Here is a 19,123-nt window from a genome sequence, read left to right as displayed (position 1 = left end):
AGTTTTTTTTATTCAAATGTATTGTATTTATAGAAGAAAATCGCTTATTTTGTAAATAAAACATAAAAATTAGATGAATCTAACTTTATCTTTTGAATCACTTCTCAAAGTCAACCCCATACTGCTGGCATTATTTGCTACATTGTTTACCTGGGGAGTTACAGCCTTGGGCTCGTCACTAGTATTTTTTTTCAAAGAGATTAATAAAAAGGCATTAAATCTGATGCTGGGATTTGCAGCAGGTGTCATGATTGCGGCTAGTTTCTGGTCTTTGCTGGCACCTTCAATCGAAATGGCCGAAGCTGCAGGTAAAAAAGGCTGGATACCGGCGGTTGTTGGTTTTTTAAGTGGTGGTGCCTTTTTATATATTTTTGATAAAACTCTTCCTCACCTTCACCTCGACCGGAAAATGGAAGAAGCTGAGGGTGTCAAGACCTCATTACATCGAAGTGTTCTTCTGGTTTTAGCCATTACACTGCACAATATCCCTGAAGGGATGGCGGTAGGTGTGGCTTTTGGAGCATTGAGCCAAAATCCGACCATTGGAATGCTCGCCAGTGCTGTAGCTTTAACTATTGGTATCGGAATTCAGAATTTCCCCGAAGGTGCAGCAGTGTCGGTGCCATTGCGTCGGGAAGGTTTCTCAAGATGGAAGGCCTTTAATTATGGTCAGATTAGTGGTGCTGTTGAGCCAGTTGCCGGAGTTTTGGGAGCATTATTGGTGTCATTTGCCCAACCTATTTTGCCTTATGCACTTTCGTTTGCTGCCGGTGCCATGATTTTTGTGGTGGTTGAAGAATTGATACCTGAGTCTCAAAATGGGAACGAAACCGACCTCTCGACTATTGGAGCTATGATTGGTTTTGCGGTGATGATGTTTTTGGATGTAGCTCTAGGTTAATTATTTATGGCAACTTATTTAGCACATATTGCAATTGTCGTAAAAGACTATGATGAGGCCATAGATTTTTATACCAAAATCCTTGGATTTGAACTATTAGAAGATACGCCTCTTTCAGAAACCAAGCGATGGGTTGTTCTAGGCAATAAACTGGAAAACTCCTGTCAATTACTTCTTGCCAAAGCTGTCACAGAAGTCCAGGAAAATGCAATCGGGAATCAATCAGGTGGCAGGGTGTTTTTGTTTTTACACACCAACGAATTTGAGGATTTTCATAAAAGATTGATTCTGAATAATATAAAAATTATTAATGGTCCCCGTTTGGAATCCTACGGCAGAGTGTTGGTATTTGAAGATATCTACGGTAACCTTTGGGATTTGATAGAACCCATTAAAAATCTAAATGGGCATTGAGCCAACCTGCATCATATCTTGCCTGATATTTATCGTAAAAGTTGATGGCAGGGGTATTCCAGTCCAAAACCTGCCACATCATTCCGGAGCAATTTTCTTCTTTGGCAATTTCGACGGTTTTGTCAAATAATACTTTTCCAATCCCTTCACCCCGGTGAGCTTCTTTCACAATTATGTCTTCCAGATATAGCCTGCGACCTTTCCAGGTGGAATATCTAAAATAATATAAAGACATTCCGAGTACTTTTCCATCTTTCTCTGCCAAAATACAACCGAATGCCGGATTTTCACCAAAACCTTCTTTAAGCATTCTTTCTTCAGTATTACTTACCTGCTCCGGAGCCTTTTCGTATTCGGCGAGCTCCCTCACCAAATACATAATCTCTTTTACGTCCTCTTTTTCAGCTTTTCTTAAAGATATCATCACAAAACACTATTTATATTGAAGGTAATGATCCCATTTTTCCAGCACTTTCTGGAAATCTTCAGGTAATTCGGAATCAAACTGCATCCATTCCTTAGTTTTAGGATGGACAAAACCCAAAGATTTGGCATGTAAAGCCTGTCTTGGGATAATCTCAAAGCAATTCTCAACAAATTGTTTGTATTTTGTAAACAAATCACCCCTCAAAACTTTATCACCTCCGTAAGTAGAATCATTGAACAACGGGTGGCCCAAATACTTCATATGTGCCCTGATCTGGTGGGTACGACCGGTCTCAAGATTGCATTTTATCAAGCTTACATACCTCATTGATTTCAATACTTCATAATGGGTTATGGCTTCTTTGCCATGTTCGCCATCAGGAAAAACGTCGGACATTCTCCGGTCTTTAAATCCTCTTCCGATGTGGGCGTTTATAGTGCCTTTTTCTTCTTTAGGTTCACCCCAAATCAAAGCATAATAGGTTCTTTCTGTGGAATGGTCGGCAAATTGTTTCGCCAAAAACTGCATAGCGTACTCAGTTTTTGCAATTACCAACAGACCTGAAGTTCCCTTGTCAATTCTATGTACTAAACCCGGCCTTACTTTTCCGTCGGGTGTTGTGGGAAGATTGGCAAAATGATGAACCAGGGCGTTGACCAGTGTGCCGGTGTAATTTCCATGCCCGGGATGCACAACCATTTCCTGGGCTTTGTTTATCACCATTATCTCATCGTCTTCATAAACAATATTTATTGGCAAGTCTTCAGGCAATACCTCAGAAGGCATTTTAGGAGCTGCTGCCAAAGAAATCGCAATGAGGTCGTTGGGTTTTACTTTGTAGCTTGATTTTACCGGACGGCCATTAACCATCACAGAATCAGTGTCTATTGCATTCTGAATTCTGGTTCTGGAAGTATTTCTGACATGATGACCCAGATATTTGTCAATCCTTAGCAGGCTTTGGCCCGGATCAACTTTAATTTCCAGATTTTCAATCAGATCTTCTTCATCCTCTTCAAAAGAGTCTTTTATTTCGTCGAAAGTATCCATATTTGTGCAAATTTCGTAAAATATGCTTGATTTTGAAAGTTTAATTAATTTGCCAACCCCCTTAACTGAAATATTTGATGAGCTTTTTATCCAAAAAGAAGTTCGGGTTTTTGTAAAAAGAGATGATTTGACGCATTTACATATTTCAGGAAATAAGTACCGAAAACTAAAATATAATGTAAAATACGCCAAAGAAAACGGAATCAAAAGTCTGGTTACTTTTGGGGGTGCCTATTCCAATCACCTGGCGGCTTTTGCAGAAACATGCTACCAAATGCAAATCAAAGGAACAGTGATAGTTAGAGGTGATGAGCTTAATCCTGAAAGCAACGAAACCTTAAAAAGAGCACATGGCTTGGGAATTGAGTTGGTTTTTGTAGATAGAAGCTCTTATAGAATCAAAGAAGAATTGGCCAGGAAATATGCCCCAAATGCAATGTATGTACCGGAAGGTGGCAGTAATGAGAATGCTTTACCGGGAGTGGCGGAGCTTTTGGAAGAGCAGTTTTATCCCGATTATATCTGTACAGCTTCGGGAACCGGAGGAACTGCATCAGGCTTGCTGAGTAATGAAAAGTTTGAGGGTGAAGTAGTGATTATTCCGGTATTGAAGGGAGGAGATTTTATCAAAGAAAATATTGAAAATTTATTAAAAAAACCTTTTCCACGTCGCGGAAATCTGTTTACAGAGTATCATTTTGGCGGATATGGAAAATATAATGAGGAATTATTGGAGTTTATTGAGGGCTTTGAATTGAAACACAAGGTTCCGCTGGATCAGGTTTACACCGGAAAAATGTTTTTTGGTGTAATGGATTTGATAAAAAAAGACTTTTTTGCCCCGAATTCTACAATTTTCTTACTACACACAGGTGGATTGCAAGGTAAGCTGAAATATTAAAGCAACAGTTCCATTCTTACGGAATTTTAATCAGCAATTGTAATTCAATTTATGGAAATTAGATTTAGCCCTAATTTTTTGTTTATTTTTTTTAAAATTCTGCATAAAATAGTAGGAATATTATAAAAATTTGCAAAAATTGCATCAACATCTTTCTGGTCGAATAAATAAAGGTGTGCACATTTTTTTCTTAATCTATATCAAAAAAAACTATGAATCAAATTTATGCGGGATTTATCCGCCGGATTAGCAATGTTCCGCCGGGAGATCTGAAATTCAAAAGTCTGCTTTTGGGTTTGATGTTTTTTGCAAATTTTGCATTTTCCCAGAGCACTTATTCCATTTCGGGTAAGGTTAGTGATAATTTAGGCGGAGTGCCTGGGGCAAGTGTGAAAATTTCAGGTACAAACTACGGTTCATCCACTGATTTGGATGGTAATTACAAGTTTAATGCAATTCTGGCTGCCGGTACCTACAAAATTCTGTTCTCAAGTGTTGGGTATTCCAATATCATTCAGAATATAACACTTGCAAATGCCTCTGAAGTGAAAATTGATGTTTCTTTAAGAGAAGATGCATTGAATCTTGACGAAGTGGTAGTGGTAGGCTCTACGGTAAAAGAGTCACGCAGGCAATTGGGAAATGCGATTTCGACAATCAAAGCCGACGAACTTTTAAAAGGTGGTAGCTCAAATTTGGTAAACTCCCTGCAAGGAAAAGTGCCCGGAGCTCAAATTACCCAAAACTCCGGTGATCCTGCTGGTGGTGTTACGATTCGTCTGAGAGGTGTAAAATCGCTTCAAGGGAGTTCTGATCCCCTTTATGTTATCGATGGGGTTATTGCTAGTAACAATTCAGTTAACGTTTCTCAAACTGCTCTTTCGGCTCAGATTGGAACCGCAGTTGTGGGTACTAACCGATTGGCTGATTTAAATCCATTGGATATTGAAAGCATCAATGTTATCAATGGTGCAGCTGCTGCAGCTCAATATGGCTCAAGAGCAGCAAACGGTGTGGTGGTCGTAACTACAAAGAAAGGTAAAACAGGTGCTCCAAGAATTAGTTTCAATACTAGTATAAGTACATTTAGTTTAAGAAAGAAAATGCCTTTCAGTACCTACGGGAAACAATTTGGCTTTGCAGGTCTCAGATTACATACAATCGGAGCAATCTCAGCTGCACAGATTGCTGCAAATCCGGGTACAACCACAGTTGGAATTGTTAGAGATGGAGCTACAGCTAACCTGGCCACCAACCTGGTTGATGTAACCCGTTATGATTATCAGGATCAGATTTTCCAGACTGCAATGGGTACCGAAAACGGGCTTTCAATAAGTGGTGGTAATGACAGAACAAGTTATTTTGGTTCTGTGAACTACACTAAAAACGAAGGGATTATTACCGGAACCGATTTTACAAGGTATGGTATCAGAACTCGTATTGACCAAAAGCTAAATAATTGGGCCAGATTTACGGTGGGTTTGAGTTACACCAATAGTTTTTCTAATGAAAAAGCCAATGGTAACGTTTTCTACAGTCCTATTAACTCAATAAATATCACCAACAACCTTTGGGATATTACAAAAAGAGACGCTGCAGGAAGTCTGCTGGCAGTAGAGCCAACCCGGGTTAACCCTTTGAGCACAATTGAGGACATGATATTTACGCAAGCGGTAAATCGCACTATCAACGATTTTCAATTAAACTTAACTCCACTTAAAGGATTATCGGTTGACTGGTTAATAGGTGTTGATGCTTATTCTCAATTGGGTAAAAACCTAATTAAACCTTATCCTTATCAGGCAGTTGCTGGTTTGCCTGCAGAAAGATATCCCCAGGGTTTTGCTTCGAGTGCCAATAACCTTTCTATTTTCTATAACTCTGATTTAAATGTAGGTTATGAAAAAGCACTTACTGATGACGTTAAACTAAATCTTTTGGCAGGTTATAGTTACCAATATGGCCAGTCTGATTTTACTCGTGCCAGTGGAGAAAGATTAGCTCCATTCATTGAATCCTTAAACGGAGGCTCGGTAATTACTGCAGGATATGGTCTGGATAGATACAATCTAAGCGGGGTTTTTGGTCAGGCTACTTTTGGATTTAAAGACAGAGCGTTTTTAACGGCAGCACTTCGCAGAGACAAATCATCTAAATTCTCAGAAACAGAAACCAACCAGTTTTATCCTAAAGTATCGGCAAGCATAATTCCATCTGATTTTTCTTTCTGGAAAGATGGAAATCTTAAAAATGTAATTAATTCTATGAAAATCAGGGCTTCATGGGGTCAGGCGGGTAACTTAACAGGAATTGGTTCTTATGATAGATTCTGGCAATTTAATCCGGTAAATTATTTGGGCAAAAATACTATCATACCTAGCAGTCAGTTGGCTAACTCTTCTGTTAGACCTGAAAGAATGACCGAAATGGAAGCGGGTATTGATGTTTCAATCCTAAATGACAAACTAGGTTTGACATTTACTGCATATAACCAATCTATTTCAGACCTAGTCGTAAATGCCGTTACTGCTGCCACAACCGGAGGTACTTCGATCGTAAACAATACAGGAGAAATGAGTAATAAAGGTATTGAATTAGGACTAAATTTTGGTTTAATCAATAAAAAAGACTTCACCTGGGATGCTTCAATATTATTTAACAGAAACAGAAGCAAAGTTGAAAAACTGGGCACCGCTTTAGTGGGTATCACTAACGTAGCCGGTGCACCTATTTTCCTTGTTGAGGGCGAAGCACCATCTTTATTCTTCGGAGTTCCTTATGCTAGAGATGCCAACGGCGAGTTAATTTTAAATGCCCAGGGATTTCCGCAACGTGAAAAAGGAACACAAAATGGAGCTTATTATACTCCCGGACGTGGATCAGACGGTCAACCCACCGGTGCAAACATTAATGGTATTTTGGGAAATCCAAATCCGAAATGGACAGGTTCTTTTTCAAGTACTCTGAAATATAAAAAATTAGGTTTCAATTTCTTGTTGGATGCTGTTCAGGGTCTTGAGGTTTTCAATGCTGACTTCCGTACTCGTCAGGGTGTAGGTGTAGGAGAAGTAGCTGAACAAGAATTAAAAGGAGAACTGCCAAGAGGTTATATTTTTGCCAACTATTTGATTGAAGAATGGCGTATTGACGATGGGTCTTATGTGAAACTAAGAGAATTGGGTTTGACTTATGACATGCCAAAAATCGGTAAATTATCGACATGGAATCTTTCTTTGACCGGTAGGAACCTGATTTCGTTTGACAATTACAGAGGTTATGATCCCGAAACCAATGCCGGTGGAAACAGTGACCTTTTCAGAGGTGTTGATTTTGGAAACGTGCCAATTCCGCGTTCATTTAAGCTTCAATTGACCGCAACATTTTAACCATTAAATTGAAAAGAAAATGAAAAAAATAATAATATTAGGATTGGGGCTTTTGGCCTTCTCTTCTTGTGATAACGAATTTCTTAATCCGAGTTCTGCCAGTGAACAGCAGGTGGTTAACAGTCAATCGGGACTTATTGCTCTTGTAAATGGTCTTCAACAAAAATATACTACTTCGAGAGCAGGAGTAATTTATGCAGCGATTACTGCGGATGGATTGACTACCAAGCAGTTAAAGGTGCTTAATGCTGGTAATACTGATGAGGTCCTTTTAGAATCAGGTGGCTCCGCTTTAATAAATTCAAATTCTATTTTGAATAATATCTGGAGTCAGTCACATTTGGTAAAATCAAATGCCGATTTGATTATCGCCAATATTGCAAATGCACCGGATCCGGCCATAAAATCAGGCATTTTGTCTGCTGCTCATATGTATCGTGCTTTGGCATTGGGTACATTGGCGACTTATTGGGAGCAAGCCCCCATCGCTGTAGCAAAAGATGCTCATTTTAGCAATCGTACCGATGTTTTGAAAGAAGCCATAAAATCACTTGAAACAGCGGCAACCACTATTGCCGCTACTAAGCCTTCAACAGGTTTTACCAATGATTTTGTGACGGGTATCAATCTCGAAAACACGATACAAGCATTATTGGCCCGATACAATAACATGCTGGGGAATAATGATGCTGCTATTGCTGCAGCTTCAAAAGCGTCGGATGCCGTAAAAAGTACTTTCAATTTTGATGATATTAGCCCAAATCCGATTTTCTTTAATACTTTCGGAAATAAAAACGTGACCGAACCTTTGGCCGATTTTGGACTAACAGGAGCAAATATTCCAGCCGCTGAAGATGGTCGCAGAGCGTTTTACTATTCTACAGGAGGTGCAAACAATCTTGGAAAAGCAGGCTTTTTTGCTTCAAATACTGCCTCAATTCCGGTTTATTTACCGGGTGAAATGACCTTAATCAAAGCCGAAGCTTTTGCCAGAAAAGGTCAGGTCAATGATGCGGTAACTGAGCTTAATAAGGTATTAACGAAATCTTCTGATGTTTATGGCATAACTGCAAAAGGACAGGCATATACCGGCGAATCGACCGCTGCCGCTGTTTTAAATGCAATATACACCCAGAGGTGTGTTGAGTTATTCCTTTCTGGATTCAGATTGGAAGATAGCCGGAGATTTGGAAGAGCCGAAACCGAGCGTAACCGCAATTGGTATCCTTATCCGCTTTCGGAGAGAAACAATAATAAAAATACCCCGGCCGATCCGGCTAAGTAACAAAAATTTAGGACTCCGGATAATACTTTCCGGAGTCCTGTTTTTTTATGGTGACATTATTAAAAAAAGACCGCAAAGACCTTATTTTAAGGCAGATCAACGTACATTCCAGGGTGTCGTTTAATGATCTTGCTACGATGTTGAATGTCTCGGAAGATACCATTAGAAGAGACCTCAATGAGCTGTCCTCAGTACAAAAAATTGTGAAGGTCAAAGGAGGTGCCATGGCCAAAGGGAATGAATTTTTGGTCGAAAATCAACAAAATTTTGCTCAGGAAAGTAAAATAATAATCGCCAAAAAGGCTGTAAAACTTTTAAAAGATGGCATGTTGGTTTTGGTAGGAGGGGGGACAACAGTAAGAGAATTTATTGCTGCAATTCCCGAAAATCTCAAGGCCACTTTTGTTACCTTAAATCCCTATACTTGTATTCATTTGATGGCCAAACCTAACATTGATACCATTCTTGTAGGTGGAAAGGTGTCAAATTATAGTCAGGCGGTTATTGGAGGAGATGCTTTCCTGAAATTACGTGAAATTAAAGCAGACTTGTGTGTAGTAGGAACCAATGGAATAGACCCCGAAAATGGTCTCACTGATAGTCATTGGGAAACTGTTGAAATTAAAAAAGCCTTATTTCTTGCCTCAAAAAAAATTATGGTACTGGCCATTTCAGAAAAATTAAACTCAACTTTAAATCTTAAAATCTGCGGCATGGAGGAAGTCGATTATCTGGTGTCAGAATTAGACAAAGATCATGAGAGTCTTGAAAAATATCGATACAAAAACGTTATTTTGATCTAAACCAATTTCAAAAAAAATAGCAATTCATTTTTTTATAAGTTTATTTTCCGAAATTCATGTTAAAATCAACCTTAGCATGAAATACTATATTTTTATTTTTTCAATTCTCATCGTCTTTAGTGCCAAATCTCAGTCTATTTTTCAGTTTCCGGAAAATATAAAAAGTAGTCATATCAGTACTTTTGAAAATATTAATGGGGAAAAAGGGAAAGGTGGAAAAACAAACCAAACAGCTAAAGGAAATGCTTTTGAAGAGTTGAAAGCAGGCCAATCTAAAGTTTTATTGAACATAAATGGGCCTGGGATCATCCAGAGAATGTGGTTTACTGTAAGAGATCGCTCGCCGGAAATGCTCCGCTCAATGCGTTTGCAGTTTTACTGGGATGGAGCCACAAAGCCCGCTGTAGATGTACCTTTTGGTGATTTTTTTGGTTATGGCCTGGCAAAAACCGTGAAATTTGAAACAGCTTTCTTTTCAAATCCTGAAGGACGGTCGTTTAACTGTAATATCCCGATGCCATTTAAGGCTGGTGCAAAAGTGGTTATCATCAACGAGAGTAATAAAGATATTGGGCTGTTATTTTTTGATATTGATTTTGTAAAACTCAACAGCTTTCCCACAGGAGCCATGTACTTTCATGCATTTTGGAAAAGGCAAAAAACTTCTGTTCATGGGAGTGAATATGAATTTTTGCCTCAAATAAAAGGCAAAGGAAGGTATCTGGGAGTAAATATGGGAGTAAACGCAGGAAAATATTATGAAAATACCTGGTGGGGAGAAGGTGAGGTTAAAATGTTTATTGACAATGACCAGAAATTTCCGACCTGGAATGGCACAGGTGCCGAGGATTATATCGGGACTGCATGGGGGCTGGGTCAATATACCAATCTATATCAGGGAGCTACAGTGGCCGATGATTCTGCCAAACAGTATGCATTTTATCGTTTTCATGTAAAGGATGAAATTATTTTCAGGGAGAATTTCAGAGCGAGCATTCAGCAAATCGGTGGAGGGGAGCGGGATTTGGTTAGAAAATTAATCAAAAATAATCATCCGCTTAAGCCTGTTACGGTTCAGTGGGAGGGAGGTTTTCGTCGCCTGCTCGATGATCCCAAAGACATTTTTGATAACGACTTTCCAAACGGCTGGGTCAATTTTTATCGGATTGATGACTACTCATCCACAGCCTATTTTTATTTGGATAAACCGGTGAGTGTTTTACCAGAATTGATTAATGTTGTAGAGAGGGTTAAATAAAAAAAGCCCTCAAATGAGGGCTTGTGACCGCGTAGGGATTCAAACCCCAAACCTTCTCATCCGTAGTGAGACGCTCTATTCAGTTGAGCTACGCAGCCAATTGGACTGCAAAATTAGAGCTTATTTTTTATTTGACAAACATAAATTCACTAATTTTTTAATTCATCCAGTTGCTCCGGATCCACGCTATTGTAGAATTTCCTGATTTTCAATATGATGGATAAACCTACTGCTATTTCTGCTGCCGCTACCATCATCACCATTATAGCCATTATCTGTCCTTTTTCAGGATTGGGGTCATATTTCGAAAATGTAACCAGATTAATATTAACCGCATTTAGCATCAGTTCAAGGCCCATGAGCATCAAAATTAGATTCTTTTTTGTGACCGTGATGGCTAAACCCAACGAAAACAAAATCGTGGAAACTATCAGATAAGGTATTAAATTATTCATCAGTTTTTGCGATAAATGTTGCACCTACTAAAGCAACCAAAAGTAAAATCCCTATTAATTCCAGGGCCAAAACATGCTCGGTCATCAAGCTGAAACCTATGTATTTAATGCTTTGTATAGTAGGCGTTTTGCCGGTTTCAATTTTTAAAGATGAAACAATGATGGTCATAAGGGCTATCAATGCCAGCCCTACAGAAAGCCCCCAGGTCAGGTTTCTGTTTTTTATTCTTAAATATTCTTTTCCTGATTTTTTATTCGAACTGAGCATAATACCAAATACCAAGAGAATTAAAATACCCCCCACATAAATCATGATTTGAGAAACCGCTACGTATTCACTTCCTGCAAAAACAAAAATGCCTGCTACTCCTAGAAAACTACATAATAATCCGTAAGCAGCATAAAGTACATTTTTTGCCAATAAAACATAAATGGCACCACCTACAGCGATGGCACAGAATATGTAAAATACCGCGTCGTCAAGATGAGAAAGAATTTCCTGGTAATTCATCTATTCTTTTGGCTTTAATTTGGGTACAAACTTTGGTTTTTCGGTTACAACTTTATCGTTTTCTCCAACCACTTCAGGATTTACAGCCGGTTTCATTTTAGGTACAAAACCGTTTGACTTTATCGGATTTTCCTGATCTGGCAATACAGCGGTGTTGCCCATTTTGGGCTTAAAAACTGGTTTTCCTGCTGGTTTTTCAATAGGTTCAGCGGGTGAGTTACTATTTTCCGGGACAGCCTCTTCTCTCAATTTTGGCTTGAAAATAGGCTTGGAGGCCGGTTTTGCCAATGGCTCGATATTATTTTTCTCTTCTGAAACCATCGAAGGCTTAAATTTCGGAACAAAACCTTTTTCAGATGGTTCTGCGATATTTTCAACTTTGCCCGGTAAAACCTCTTTCATTTTTGGTTTAAAAGCACTTCCAGATGGCACAAAGGGTTTTTTAGGGCTTTCTTCAGAATTACTTTCTGCCTTTTCTTCGGTATTCTCAGCCTGAATTTTTGCCTTAGGGAAAAATGCTTTTTTCACCTCAGTGTTTTCATGACCCTCTGTTTTTGATTCAGTGTTTTCTGCAGCTTTCGGTTGGAACTTAGGCTTAAATCCGCTTGGAGTTGAAGGCGTTGCTACCTGGTTAGATACTGAATTTGCTTTTTGAGCTTCTTTTTCCGCCACAAATTGCTCATATAATTTTCGTTTTTCTTCGGCTTCTTTTTCAGTAAGTTTTGAAAAAGCAAAATTCAATAAATCTACATCCGAAACACTGTAATCATATTCCGAATTCATGGTTAAGCATTCCGTTGGACAAACGGTGGTACAAAGCCCACAGAAACAGCATTTTGCAAGGTCAATATCAAATTTTGCAGCATGTAGCCTAACTGGTGAGCCATCAGAAGTCGTCCTTATTAGTTCCGGAGATTTTATGGCTTCGATTTCGATGCAATCTACAGGGCAGATTTTCGCACATTTATCACATACTATGCAATCATCAATTTCACATTCAAGCTGATACCTTCCCGTTTCGGGCACAACAATGGTTTCGTGAGGATATTGAAGGGTTACGTGACCGTCTTTGAGTTCGAAGTATTTTTTGTCTTTTATTCCAAAATTTCCTCTGCTATTTCTGGCAGCAAAAATATGCTTCAGTGTGAGTTTTAGACCCAAAACTGATGAAGAGATTCCTTTCCGAAGATCTGAAAAATAAGACATATTGCAAATATAAAGGCAATTTTGAAGGTTTTGATTAATTTTGCCTAAAAATTAAAGGATAGAAACCTTTCAAACTTATGGTAAAAAATCTTTCTCTTATTCTTAGCCCGGAGGTGGCTTTTGATGATCAAAAACTTTCAGATTTTATCAGAAAGCAGGAAAAAATGCCTGAGATCACTCCCTTATATATTCAAAAAATTAAGCAATCAATTGATGCTAGGAAGCGGGATATCAAGGTGGTTCTTGATTTAGAAATTTCTTACAAACCTTTTGATAGTCAGATATTTGGAAAATATAAATACGATAATAATTTAGTAGAAAAATCCATAATTATCGTTGGCTCAGGTCCAGCCGGACTTTTTGCTGCCTTGCGTTGTATTGAATTGGGAATAAAGCCTATAGTATTAGAAAGAGGGAAAGATGTAAGAGCCCGTAGAAGAGATATTGCTGCAATCAATAAACAACAAATCGTAGATTCTGAATCCAATTATTGCTTTGGTGAGGGAGGGGCAGGTACCTATTCAGATGGAAAACTTTATACCCGCTCCAAAAAACGTGGTGATGTCAAACGGATTCTTGAAATTTTTGTAAAACATGGTGCTACCGAAACGATTTTATACGAATCACATCCTCATATTGGTACAAATAAATTGCCTCAGGTGGTCGCCAATATCAGGGAGACTATTTTAAAAGCCGGTGGCGAAATATGGTTTGAAACCAAAGTCACTGATTTTGTTTTGGAAAAAAACGAAATTAAGGGAGTGATAACTCAAGATGGGAAGATAAGGAAAAGTGATGCTGTGATTTTAGCGACAGGGCATTCGGCAAGGGATATTTTTGAATTATTGCATTCAAGAAACATTAAAATTGAAGCCAAACCTTTTGCAATCGGAGTAAGAGTTGAACATTTTCAACAGTTTGTTGATGAGTGCCAATACCATACTTCCCAGCGGGGACTTTTACCTGCTGCAGCATATTCTTTAGTGGCTCAAACCAACTATAAAGGTGTGCAAAGAGGAGTTTTTAGCTTTTGTATGTGTCCGGGAGGGTTTATTGTGCCTGCCTCTACCGACAAAAATGAATTGGTAGTTAATGGGATGTCGCCTTCAAGACGCGACTCACAATTTGCCAATTCGGGCGTGGTGGTGTCAGTTAATGAGGTGGATTGGCATGAATTTGAAAGTTTTGGGCCATTGGCGGCATTGGAATTTCAGAAATCGGTTGAAAGAAGGGCTTTTGAATATGTAAAGAATGGTTTAAAGTCGGAAAGTGACGATGTACAGGTTATGCCAGCTCAAAAAATCAGAGACTTCTATGATGGCAGGATTTCGAAAGACCTCAATCCCAGTTCTTATCAGCCGGGCCTTTTGAGTAGTGATTTTTATCAAATTTTACCAAGAGGAATTGCAATGGCTTTAAAGCAAGGATTACTTCAGTTTTCTCAAAAAATGCGTAACTATGACAAAGGCCAGATGATAGGTATCGAAAGCCGGACTTCATCACCTGTGAGGGTACCACGTGACAAGGAAACTTTAGAACATATTGAAATCAGGAAATTATATCCTTGTGGTGAAGGAGCAGGTTATGCAGGAGGAATTGTGTCGGCGGCAATGGATGGCGAAAGATGCGTTGAAGCATTTGTAAATCAGTATTTTGCGAAAAAATAAATTCAATTTCTAATTTCAATTTTCAATTTTTAAAAATATATAGTCTTAAAAATACCAGGATTTTGAATGATGATTTTTATTGGAAAAAATAAAAAAATTGTTTAACTTTAGCACAAAAGTATAATTTGTGCATTTCGAAGAATTCATAATTCATTTAAAAAATCAACTCAAAAAACCATTGCCCGGTCAGGCATCGCATCAGAAATATATGCATGAAGCCAGGCTTAAATCTACTATCCAACCCAACAACTATACCCGCCAAAGTGCTGTGCTAATTTTGTTTTATCCTTTTCAGAACCAGGCGTTTGTACCACTAATTTTACGTCCGGCTTATGACGGTACTCATGGTGGCCAGATGGCACTTCCGGGAGGGAAAATAGAACCTTCTGACGAAAATCTCATTAGGACTGCCCTGAGAGAAGCACAGGAAGAAATTGGTATTAAAGCCATCGATGTTTCAATCTTGGGTAAGTTGACTGATGTATATATTCCTGTAAGCAACTTCAATGTTTTGCCTGTAGTGGGTACAATTCCTTACCGACCAGAGTTTTTTCCCGATGCCACAGAAGTTGAGAAGATTTTTGAAATAAGCATTTTGGATTTATTGGCAAATGAGAATATTGAATTTCGTAATGTTCATGTTCCAAATGGTACCATGAATGTACCGGGTTTTGATGTTCACGGTCAATGGCTATGGGGTGCAACTGCACTTATTTTTCAGGAACTAAAAGACTTGATTTTATCCTGATTACCTTTTAATACCTGCTTTTATTTCTTATTCAATTCCAATTTGTGATTTTGAATCTTGTTTTTTTGACTGACATTTAATGGTTTTAATTTTTTTTAAAAAATCAATTCTTTCAAGGGGTTTTTATGATGTTTTGATTTATTTTCGGGAAAAATTTTCAACCATTTCTTCTATGAAACAAAAAAGCATATTTCTCCTTATTTTCTCAATATTTTTCAATAGCATTTCCTTCTCGCAATCCAATTCTGAGAAAAAAACCTTAGTGACTTACAATCAATACTGTTCAACCTGTCATGGCGAAAAAATCGAGGCATTTGTAGATAGAAAATGGGCACATGGGAAAACAAAACCAGAAATTATTAAAACCATTTCCGAGGGATATCTGGAAGGAGGTATGCCTTCCTGGAAAACAACTTTGTCGAAAAAAGACATAGATCAAATGGCCGCTTTGATTTTGAAAAATCTGAAATCGGTTGATCAGTACCAATTTAATAACAAAAAGACGGATACTTATATTTCCGGAAAAATGACAATTAAACTCGACACTATTGCCACCGGATTTGAGAGTCCCTGGGGGCTTACACAATTGCCCGGAGGTGACCTTTTGGTTACTGACCGTGCCGGATTTTTATACCGAATAGATAAAAATAAGAACAAAATATTAATTAAAAATACTCCAAAAGTACATGTCAAAGGCCAGGGAGGCCTGATGGATGTTGAAATTCATCCAAAATATTCTGAAAATGGCTGGGTGTATCTTTCATATTCTAAATCTCAGGAAAAAGATGGAAAAATACTCGCTACAACTGCAATAGCCAGAGGGAAAATTCAAAATGATGAATTTGTGGAGCTGTCTGAATTATTTGAAGCAAAACCTTATGTTAATACCACACATCATTATGGTTCCAGGATTGTTTTTGATAAAAGTGATTATTTGTATTTTTCGGTTGGCGACCGAGGAAAACATTTTGAATATGCTCAGGCAAAAGACAATGATTTGGGAAAATCCACAGAATTTTAGCTGATGGCTCGATACCAGCCGACAATCCGTTCAAATCACCGGAAAGTGTAACTGCATTTTCTTTTGGAAGCCGGAATCCTCAAGGATTGGCATTAAATTCAACAAATGGGGAAATTTGGGAAAATGAACATGGACCACGTGGTGGTGACGAGATAAATTCAATCAGAAAAAGTGCAAATTATGGCTGGCCGGTAATATGTTATGGAATAAATTATGACGGCAAGCCAATTACAAATATTTCCAAAATGGATGGCATGGAGCAACCTGAATACTATTATATTCCGTCTATTGCACCTTCCGGAATGGCATTTGTCACCGGTGACAAATACCCTGATTGGAAAGGTGATATTCTTATTGGTTCATTGAGATTTAATTATTTGGAGCGGGCAAAAGTAATTGATAACAAGGTAGTTAAAAGTCAAAAAGAGTTGATTAATGTTGGAAGGTTGAGGAATGTTAAAATGGGTTCTGATGGCTATATATATATTGGAATTGAAAATCCGGGAATGGTTTTCAGATTGATTCCCAATAAATTATAAATCACAATTATAGTAATTCGTTTTTCTAATTAGGATGTATTTTTTTTAATTTTTAATACTCATGAAAAAGACCTCTTTGATATTTTTGGTTGTATTATTTAGTTTTTTTATGGATCAGCCTTTTGAACCCTATTCTCAATCCATAATTAATACCAAAGAGAAAATAGAAATGCTTCCAATACCAGGCGGAGAATTTTTAATGGGCAGCCCGGAAAATGAACCAGGAAGGAAAGAAGATGAAGGTCCGCAGAAAGAGGTAAAAATCAGTCCATTTTGGATGTCAAAATATGAAATTACCTGGGACACTTATTTGATTTTTCAAAACAGAGAACTCGAAACCACCAGTCAAACAAAACTAGATGCCATCTCCCGGCCTACCAAGCCTTATGTTGAGATGTCGTTTGGGCAAGGGAAAAACGGCGGATTTCCGGTTTGTAACATTACACAATATGCTGCCAGAGCCTATTGCAAATGGTTATATCAAACAACAGGAATATTTTACAGACTACCAACGGAAGCAGAGTGGGAATATGCTGCCCGGGCAGGTAGTAATACAAGTTATTATTTTGGAAATGAAACAAAAGATTTGGAACAGTATGCCTGGTATTTTGATAATTCTGATGGTACATATAAGAAAGTAGGACTGAAAAAACCTAATCAATGGGGGCTATATGATATGTATGGTAACGTTTCGGAATGGACTTCCGATCAATATTTTTCAGATGCTTATCAAAAAATACCAACTAAAGCAATAGACCCGTATTTCCAACCCAAAGATCTTTACCCTCATAGTATCCGAGGTGGAGGGTGGGACGACGACCCCGAAGCACTCAGGAGCTCAGCGAGGGGGTATTCGACCCCAAAACTCAAACAAATCGACCCACAGATTCCCAAATCCAAATGGTGGATGACCAATGCTCCGTTTTTGGGGTTCAGAATAGTAAGACCTTTAAAAACACCTTCGCCTGAAGAAATAGAAAAGTATTTTGAAATGCCACCTAAAGATATTTAAAAGGTAAAAAATTTAGTATAAAATTATCTTTATAAAAATATTAAATTTAAATTGTAAGAAATAATTGTATTATTAGTCTTTTGATTAAATTTACAAGTATTACATTATTCAATTTCTAAGTCATTTATTTAAAGTAAATTTTATTTTTTTTTCTAACCATTGTATATTTAATTTTTAACAAATAAATTTAGCAAAGTATTATTCTAACCACCTTAAATCATGAAAAGGAGAAACTTTTTAAGAAATTCAGCAATTGCTACTTCTGCAGTGGCTTTGAAAGCCAATGCGTCAAATTCAGCTTTTTTTATTGGAACAGAGCCAATTAAAATCGCACTTATTGGGTGTGGAGGCAGAGGTACCGGGGCCGCTTTTCAAGCTCTTTCAGTTAAAGAGAATGTGGTTTTAGTAGCAATGGCTGACGCTTTTCAGGATCGATTGGATAATTGTTATAATTCTTTAAATTCTGATAAAAATCCGGGAGTAAAAGCCCGCCTTAAGGTACCCAAAGAAAATCAATTTGTTGGTTTCGAAGCCTATAAAAAAGCAATTGCCTTAGCTGATGTGGTTATTCTTACCACTCCTCCAGGTTTCCGACCTATGCATTTTGAGGAAGCCGTAGCTCAGGGAAAACATGTTTTTATGGAAAAACCAGTTGCCACTGATGCACCGGGAATCCGGCGTGTTTTAAAAGCAGCGGAAGAATCTAAAAAGAAGAACCTTAAAGTGGTGGTGGGTCTGCAAAGGCATTATCAAACTTCATATTTAGAAACCTACAAAAGAGTAATTGACCAGAAAGTCATTGGTGATCTTGTTTCGGCTCGTTGTTATTGGAACAACGACGGCGTTTGGGTAGTAAAACGTGAGGCCCAAATGACTGAAATGGAATATCAGATGAGAAACTGGTATTATTTTGTATGGTTGTGCGGGGATCATATTTCTGAACAGCATATTCATAACATTGATGTAATTAATTGGTTTAAAGGTGGACACCCTGTTGAAGCGGTGGGCTTAGGTGGTCGAGAAGTGAGAAAAGGAAAAGAATATGGTGAGATTTTCGATCATCATTATGTAGAATTTACCTACGGTGACGGCATGGTTCTCAATAGCCAGTGCAGGCATCAGCCGGGTACAGTTTCCAATGTGTCGGAGCATTTGATAGGAACAGCCGGCAGGGCTACTGAAGGAAAAATATTAGACTTAAAAGGAAATTCTATATGGCGTCACCGTGATAAGGACGATAAAAACCCTTATCAGGTTGAGCATGATGTTCTTTTCGATTGCATTGTCAACGATAAGCCCATCAATGATGCTGAAAACGGGGCAATAGCCACTATGACAAGTATTATGGGTAGAATGGCTACATACAGTGGACAAAAAGTAACCTGGGACGAAGCGATTAACTCTCAGGTAAACTATTTTCCTGAAAAATTGGATTGGAATCACCTTCCAAAATCATTGCCAGATTCAAATGGCTTTTATCCGATTCCCGTACCGGGCAAGGATAAATTGATTTAAAAGGGTATATATAAACTCTTTAAA

18 protein-coding genes and 1 tRNA gene are annotated in these 19,123 nt (G+C 38.1%); 13 read left to right on the top strand and 6 right to left on the bottom strand.

All coding sequences use genetic code 11. The annotated features are described in order from the left end of the window. Positions 1-73 precede the first annotated feature (73 nt). Positions 74-901 carry a ZIP family metal transporter gene (locus IPP61_19885; protein ID MBL0327388.1) on the top strand — a complete coding sequence of 276 codons (828 nt, stop codon included), beginning with the start codon at positions 74-76 and terminating at the stop codon, positions 899-901. 6 nt (positions 902-907) lie between these two features. Continuing rightward, positions 908-1,315, top strand: a complete 408-nt coding sequence (locus tag IPP61_19880) for a VOC family protein (protein MBL0327387.1) — start codon at positions 908-910, stop codon at positions 1,313-1,315. On the opposite strand, the gene IPP61_19875 is transcribed toward IPP61_19880, so the two are convergent. Together IPP61_19875 and IPP61_19870 are read right to left on the bottom strand one after the other, a co-directional pair. Then, positions 1,293-1,739: a GNAT family N-acetyltransferase gene (locus IPP61_19875; GenBank protein ID MBL0327386.1), complete on the bottom strand. Its 447-nt coding sequence runs from the start codon at positions 1,737-1,739 to the stop codon at positions 1,293-1,295. The two genes, IPP61_19880 and IPP61_19875, sit on opposite strands and share 23 nt — an antisense overlap. A 9-nt stretch (positions 1,740-1,748) precedes the next feature. Further along, on the bottom strand, positions 1,749-2,792 hold the full coding sequence (locus IPP61_19870; GenBank protein ID MBL0327385.1) for an RluA family pseudouridine synthase: 1,044 nt from the start codon (positions 2,790-2,792) through the stop codon (positions 1,749-1,751). 22 nt (positions 2,793-2,814) lie between these two features. On the opposite strand from IPP61_19870, the gene IPP61_19865 reads away from it, so the two are divergent. The 5 genes from IPP61_19865 (at position 2,815) to IPP61_19845 (ending at position 10,425) form a co-directional block, all read left to right on the top strand. Next, positions 2,815-3,693, top strand: a complete 879-nt coding sequence (locus IPP61_19865; protein MBL0327384.1) for a 1-aminocyclopropane-1-carboxylate deaminase/D-cysteine desulfhydrase — start codon at positions 2,815-2,817, stop codon at positions 3,691-3,693. 299 nt (positions 3,694-3,992) lie between these two features. Next, entirely contained in the window at positions 3,993-7,079 is a 3,087-nt protein-coding gene (locus IPP61_19860; GenBank protein MBL0327383.1) for a SusC/RagA family TonB-linked outer membrane protein, read from the top strand. 19 nt (positions 7,080-7,098) lie between these two features. Further along, the gene (locus IPP61_19855; protein ID MBL0327382.1) at positions 7,099-8,364 is read left to right on the top strand and encodes a RagB/SusD family nutrient uptake outer membrane protein; all 1,266 of its coding nucleotides are present in this window, start codon (positions 7,099-7,101) and stop codon (positions 8,362-8,364) included. Between the two features lie 47 nt (positions 8,365-8,411). Next, positions 8,412-9,167 carry a DeoR/GlpR transcriptional regulator gene (locus IPP61_19850; protein ID MBL0327381.1) on the top strand — a complete coding sequence of 252 codons (756 nt, stop codon included), beginning with the start codon at positions 8,412-8,414 and terminating at the stop codon, positions 9,165-9,167. A 76-nt stretch (positions 9,168-9,243) separates the two neighbouring features. Next, complete coding sequence (locus IPP61_19845) at positions 9,244-10,425, top strand: DUF2961 domain-containing protein (GenBank protein MBL0327380.1); 1,182 nt, start codon at positions 9,244-9,246, stop codon at positions 10,423-10,425. A 24-nt stretch (positions 10,426-10,449) separates the two neighbouring features. Here IPP61_19845 and IPP61_19840 read toward each other — a convergent pair. The 4 genes from IPP61_19840 to IPP61_19825 form a co-directional block, all read right to left on the bottom strand. Beyond that, a tRNA-Arg gene (locus IPP61_19840) sits at positions 10,450-10,523 on the bottom strand. A gap of 51 nt (positions 10,524-10,574) precedes the next feature. Further along, complete coding sequence (nuoK, locus tag IPP61_19835; protein MBL0327379.1) at positions 10,575-10,880, bottom strand: NADH-quinone oxidoreductase subunit NuoK; 306 nt, start codon at positions 10,878-10,880, stop codon at positions 10,575-10,577. After that, on the bottom strand, positions 10,873-11,391 hold the full coding sequence (locus tag IPP61_19830; GenBank protein MBL0327378.1) for an NADH-quinone oxidoreductase subunit J: 519 nt from the start codon (positions 11,389-11,391) through the stop codon (positions 10,873-10,875). Before IPP61_19830 ends, nuoK begins: the two co-directional genes overlap by 8 nt. After that, positions 11,392-12,597 (bottom strand): 4Fe-4S binding protein, encoded by a 1,206-nt coding sequence (locus tag IPP61_19825; GenBank protein ID MBL0327377.1) that lies wholly within the window; start codon positions 12,595-12,597, stop codon positions 11,392-11,394. Between the two features lie 77 nt (positions 12,598-12,674). Here IPP61_19825 and IPP61_19820 point away from each other — a divergent pair, with 77 nt between their 5' ends. The 6 genes from IPP61_19820 (at position 12,675) to IPP61_19795 (ending at position 19,099) form a co-directional block, all read left to right on the top strand. After that, positions 12,675-14,264 carry an FAD-binding protein gene (locus IPP61_19820; protein ID MBL0327376.1) on the top strand — a complete coding sequence of 530 codons (1,590 nt, stop codon included), beginning with the start codon at positions 12,675-12,677 and terminating at the stop codon, positions 14,262-14,264. A 208-nt stretch (positions 14,265-14,472) separates the two neighbouring features. Then, positions 14,473-15,012: a CoA pyrophosphatase gene (locus tag IPP61_19815; GenBank protein ID MBL0327375.1), complete on the top strand. Its 540-nt coding sequence runs from the start codon at positions 14,473-14,475 to the stop codon at positions 15,010-15,012. A 172-nt stretch (positions 15,013-15,184) separates the two neighbouring features. Then, positions 15,185-16,033: a PQQ-dependent sugar dehydrogenase gene (locus IPP61_19810; protein ID MBL0327374.1), complete on the top strand. Its 849-nt coding sequence runs from the start codon at positions 15,185-15,187 to the stop codon at positions 16,031-16,033. Continuing rightward, positions 16,018-16,572 (top strand): PQQ-dependent sugar dehydrogenase, encoded by a 555-nt coding sequence (locus tag IPP61_19805; GenBank protein ID MBL0327373.1) that lies wholly within the window; start codon positions 16,018-16,020, stop codon positions 16,570-16,572. Before IPP61_19810 ends, IPP61_19805 begins: the two co-directional genes overlap by 16 nt. 61 nt (positions 16,573-16,633) lie before the next feature. Continuing rightward, positions 16,634-17,584: a formylglycine-generating enzyme family protein gene (locus tag IPP61_19800; GenBank protein ID MBL0327372.1), complete on the top strand. Its 951-nt coding sequence runs from the start codon at positions 16,634-16,636 to the stop codon at positions 17,582-17,584. Positions 17,585-17,803: 219 nt separating this feature from the next. After that, positions 17,804-19,099, top strand: a complete 1,296-nt coding sequence (locus IPP61_19795; GenBank protein ID MBL0327371.1) for a Gfo/Idh/MocA family oxidoreductase — start codon at positions 17,804-17,806, stop codon at positions 19,097-19,099. Positions 19,100-19,123: the final 24 nt, after the last annotated feature.

It is taken from the genome of Cytophagaceae bacterium, from assembly GCA_016722655.1.
In the GTDB taxonomy this organism is placed as follows: Bacteria; Bacteroidota; Bacteroidia; order Cytophagales; family Spirosomataceae; genus Leadbetterella.
Note: the sequence above shows the minus strand (reverse complement) of the source record. Positions and strands in the feature narration are given on the sequence as shown.

Excerpts from the sequence above, each read along its gene's own strand:
- IPP61_19885 (MBL0327388.1), top strand. The coding sequence starts at position 74 with ATGAATCTAACTTTATCTTTTGAATCACTTCTCAAAGTCAACCCCATA.
- IPP61_19880 (MBL0327387.1), top strand. The coding sequence starts at position 908 with ATGGCAACTTATTTAGCACATATTGCAATTGTCGTAAAAGACTATGAT.
- IPP61_19875 (MBL0327386.1), bottom strand. The coding sequence starts at position 1,739 with ATGATATCTTTAAGAAAAGCTGAAAAAGAGGACGTAAAAGAGATTATG.
- IPP61_19870 (MBL0327385.1), bottom strand. The coding sequence starts at position 2,792 with ATGGATACTTTCGACGAAATAAAAGACTCTTTTGAAGAGGATGAAGAA.
- IPP61_19865 (MBL0327384.1), top strand. The coding sequence starts at position 2,815 with ATGCTTGATTTTGAAAGTTTAATTAATTTGCCAACCCCCTTAACTGAA.
- IPP61_19860 (MBL0327383.1), top strand. The coding sequence starts at position 3,993 with ATGTTTTTTGCAAATTTTGCATTTTCCCAGAGCACTTATTCCATTTCG.
- IPP61_19855 (MBL0327382.1), top strand. The coding sequence starts at position 7,099 with ATGAAAAAAATAATAATATTAGGATTGGGGCTTTTGGCCTTCTCTTCT.
- IPP61_19850 (MBL0327381.1), top strand. The coding sequence starts at position 8,412 with ATGGTGACATTATTAAAAAAAGACCGCAAAGACCTTATTTTAAGGCAG.
- IPP61_19845 (MBL0327380.1), top strand. The coding sequence starts at position 9,244 with ATGAAATACTATATTTTTATTTTTTCAATTCTCATCGTCTTTAGTGCC.
- nuoK (MBL0327379.1), bottom strand. The coding sequence starts at position 10,880 with ATGAATAATTTAATACCTTATCTGATAGTTTCCACGATTTTGTTTTCG.
- IPP61_19830 (MBL0327378.1), bottom strand. The coding sequence starts at position 11,391 with ATGAATTACCAGGAAATTCTTTCTCATCTTGACGACGCGGTATTTTAC.
- IPP61_19825 (MBL0327377.1), bottom strand. The coding sequence starts at position 12,597 with ATGTCTTATTTTTCAGATCTTCGGAAAGGAATCTCTTCATCAGTTTTG.
- IPP61_19820 (MBL0327376.1), top strand. The coding sequence starts at position 12,675 with ATGGTAAAAAATCTTTCTCTTATTCTTAGCCCGGAGGTGGCTTTTGAT.
- IPP61_19815 (MBL0327375.1), top strand. The coding sequence starts at position 14,473 with ATGCATGAAGCCAGGCTTAAATCTACTATCCAACCCAACAACTATACC.
- IPP61_19810 (MBL0327374.1), top strand. The coding sequence starts at position 15,185 with ATGAAACAAAAAAGCATATTTCTCCTTATTTTCTCAATATTTTTCAAT.
- IPP61_19800 (MBL0327372.1), top strand. The coding sequence starts at position 16,634 with ATGAAAAAGACCTCTTTGATATTTTTGGTTGTATTATTTAGTTTTTTT.
- IPP61_19795 (MBL0327371.1), top strand. The coding sequence starts at position 17,804 with ATGAAAAGGAGAAACTTTTTAAGAAATTCAGCAATTGCTACTTCTGCA.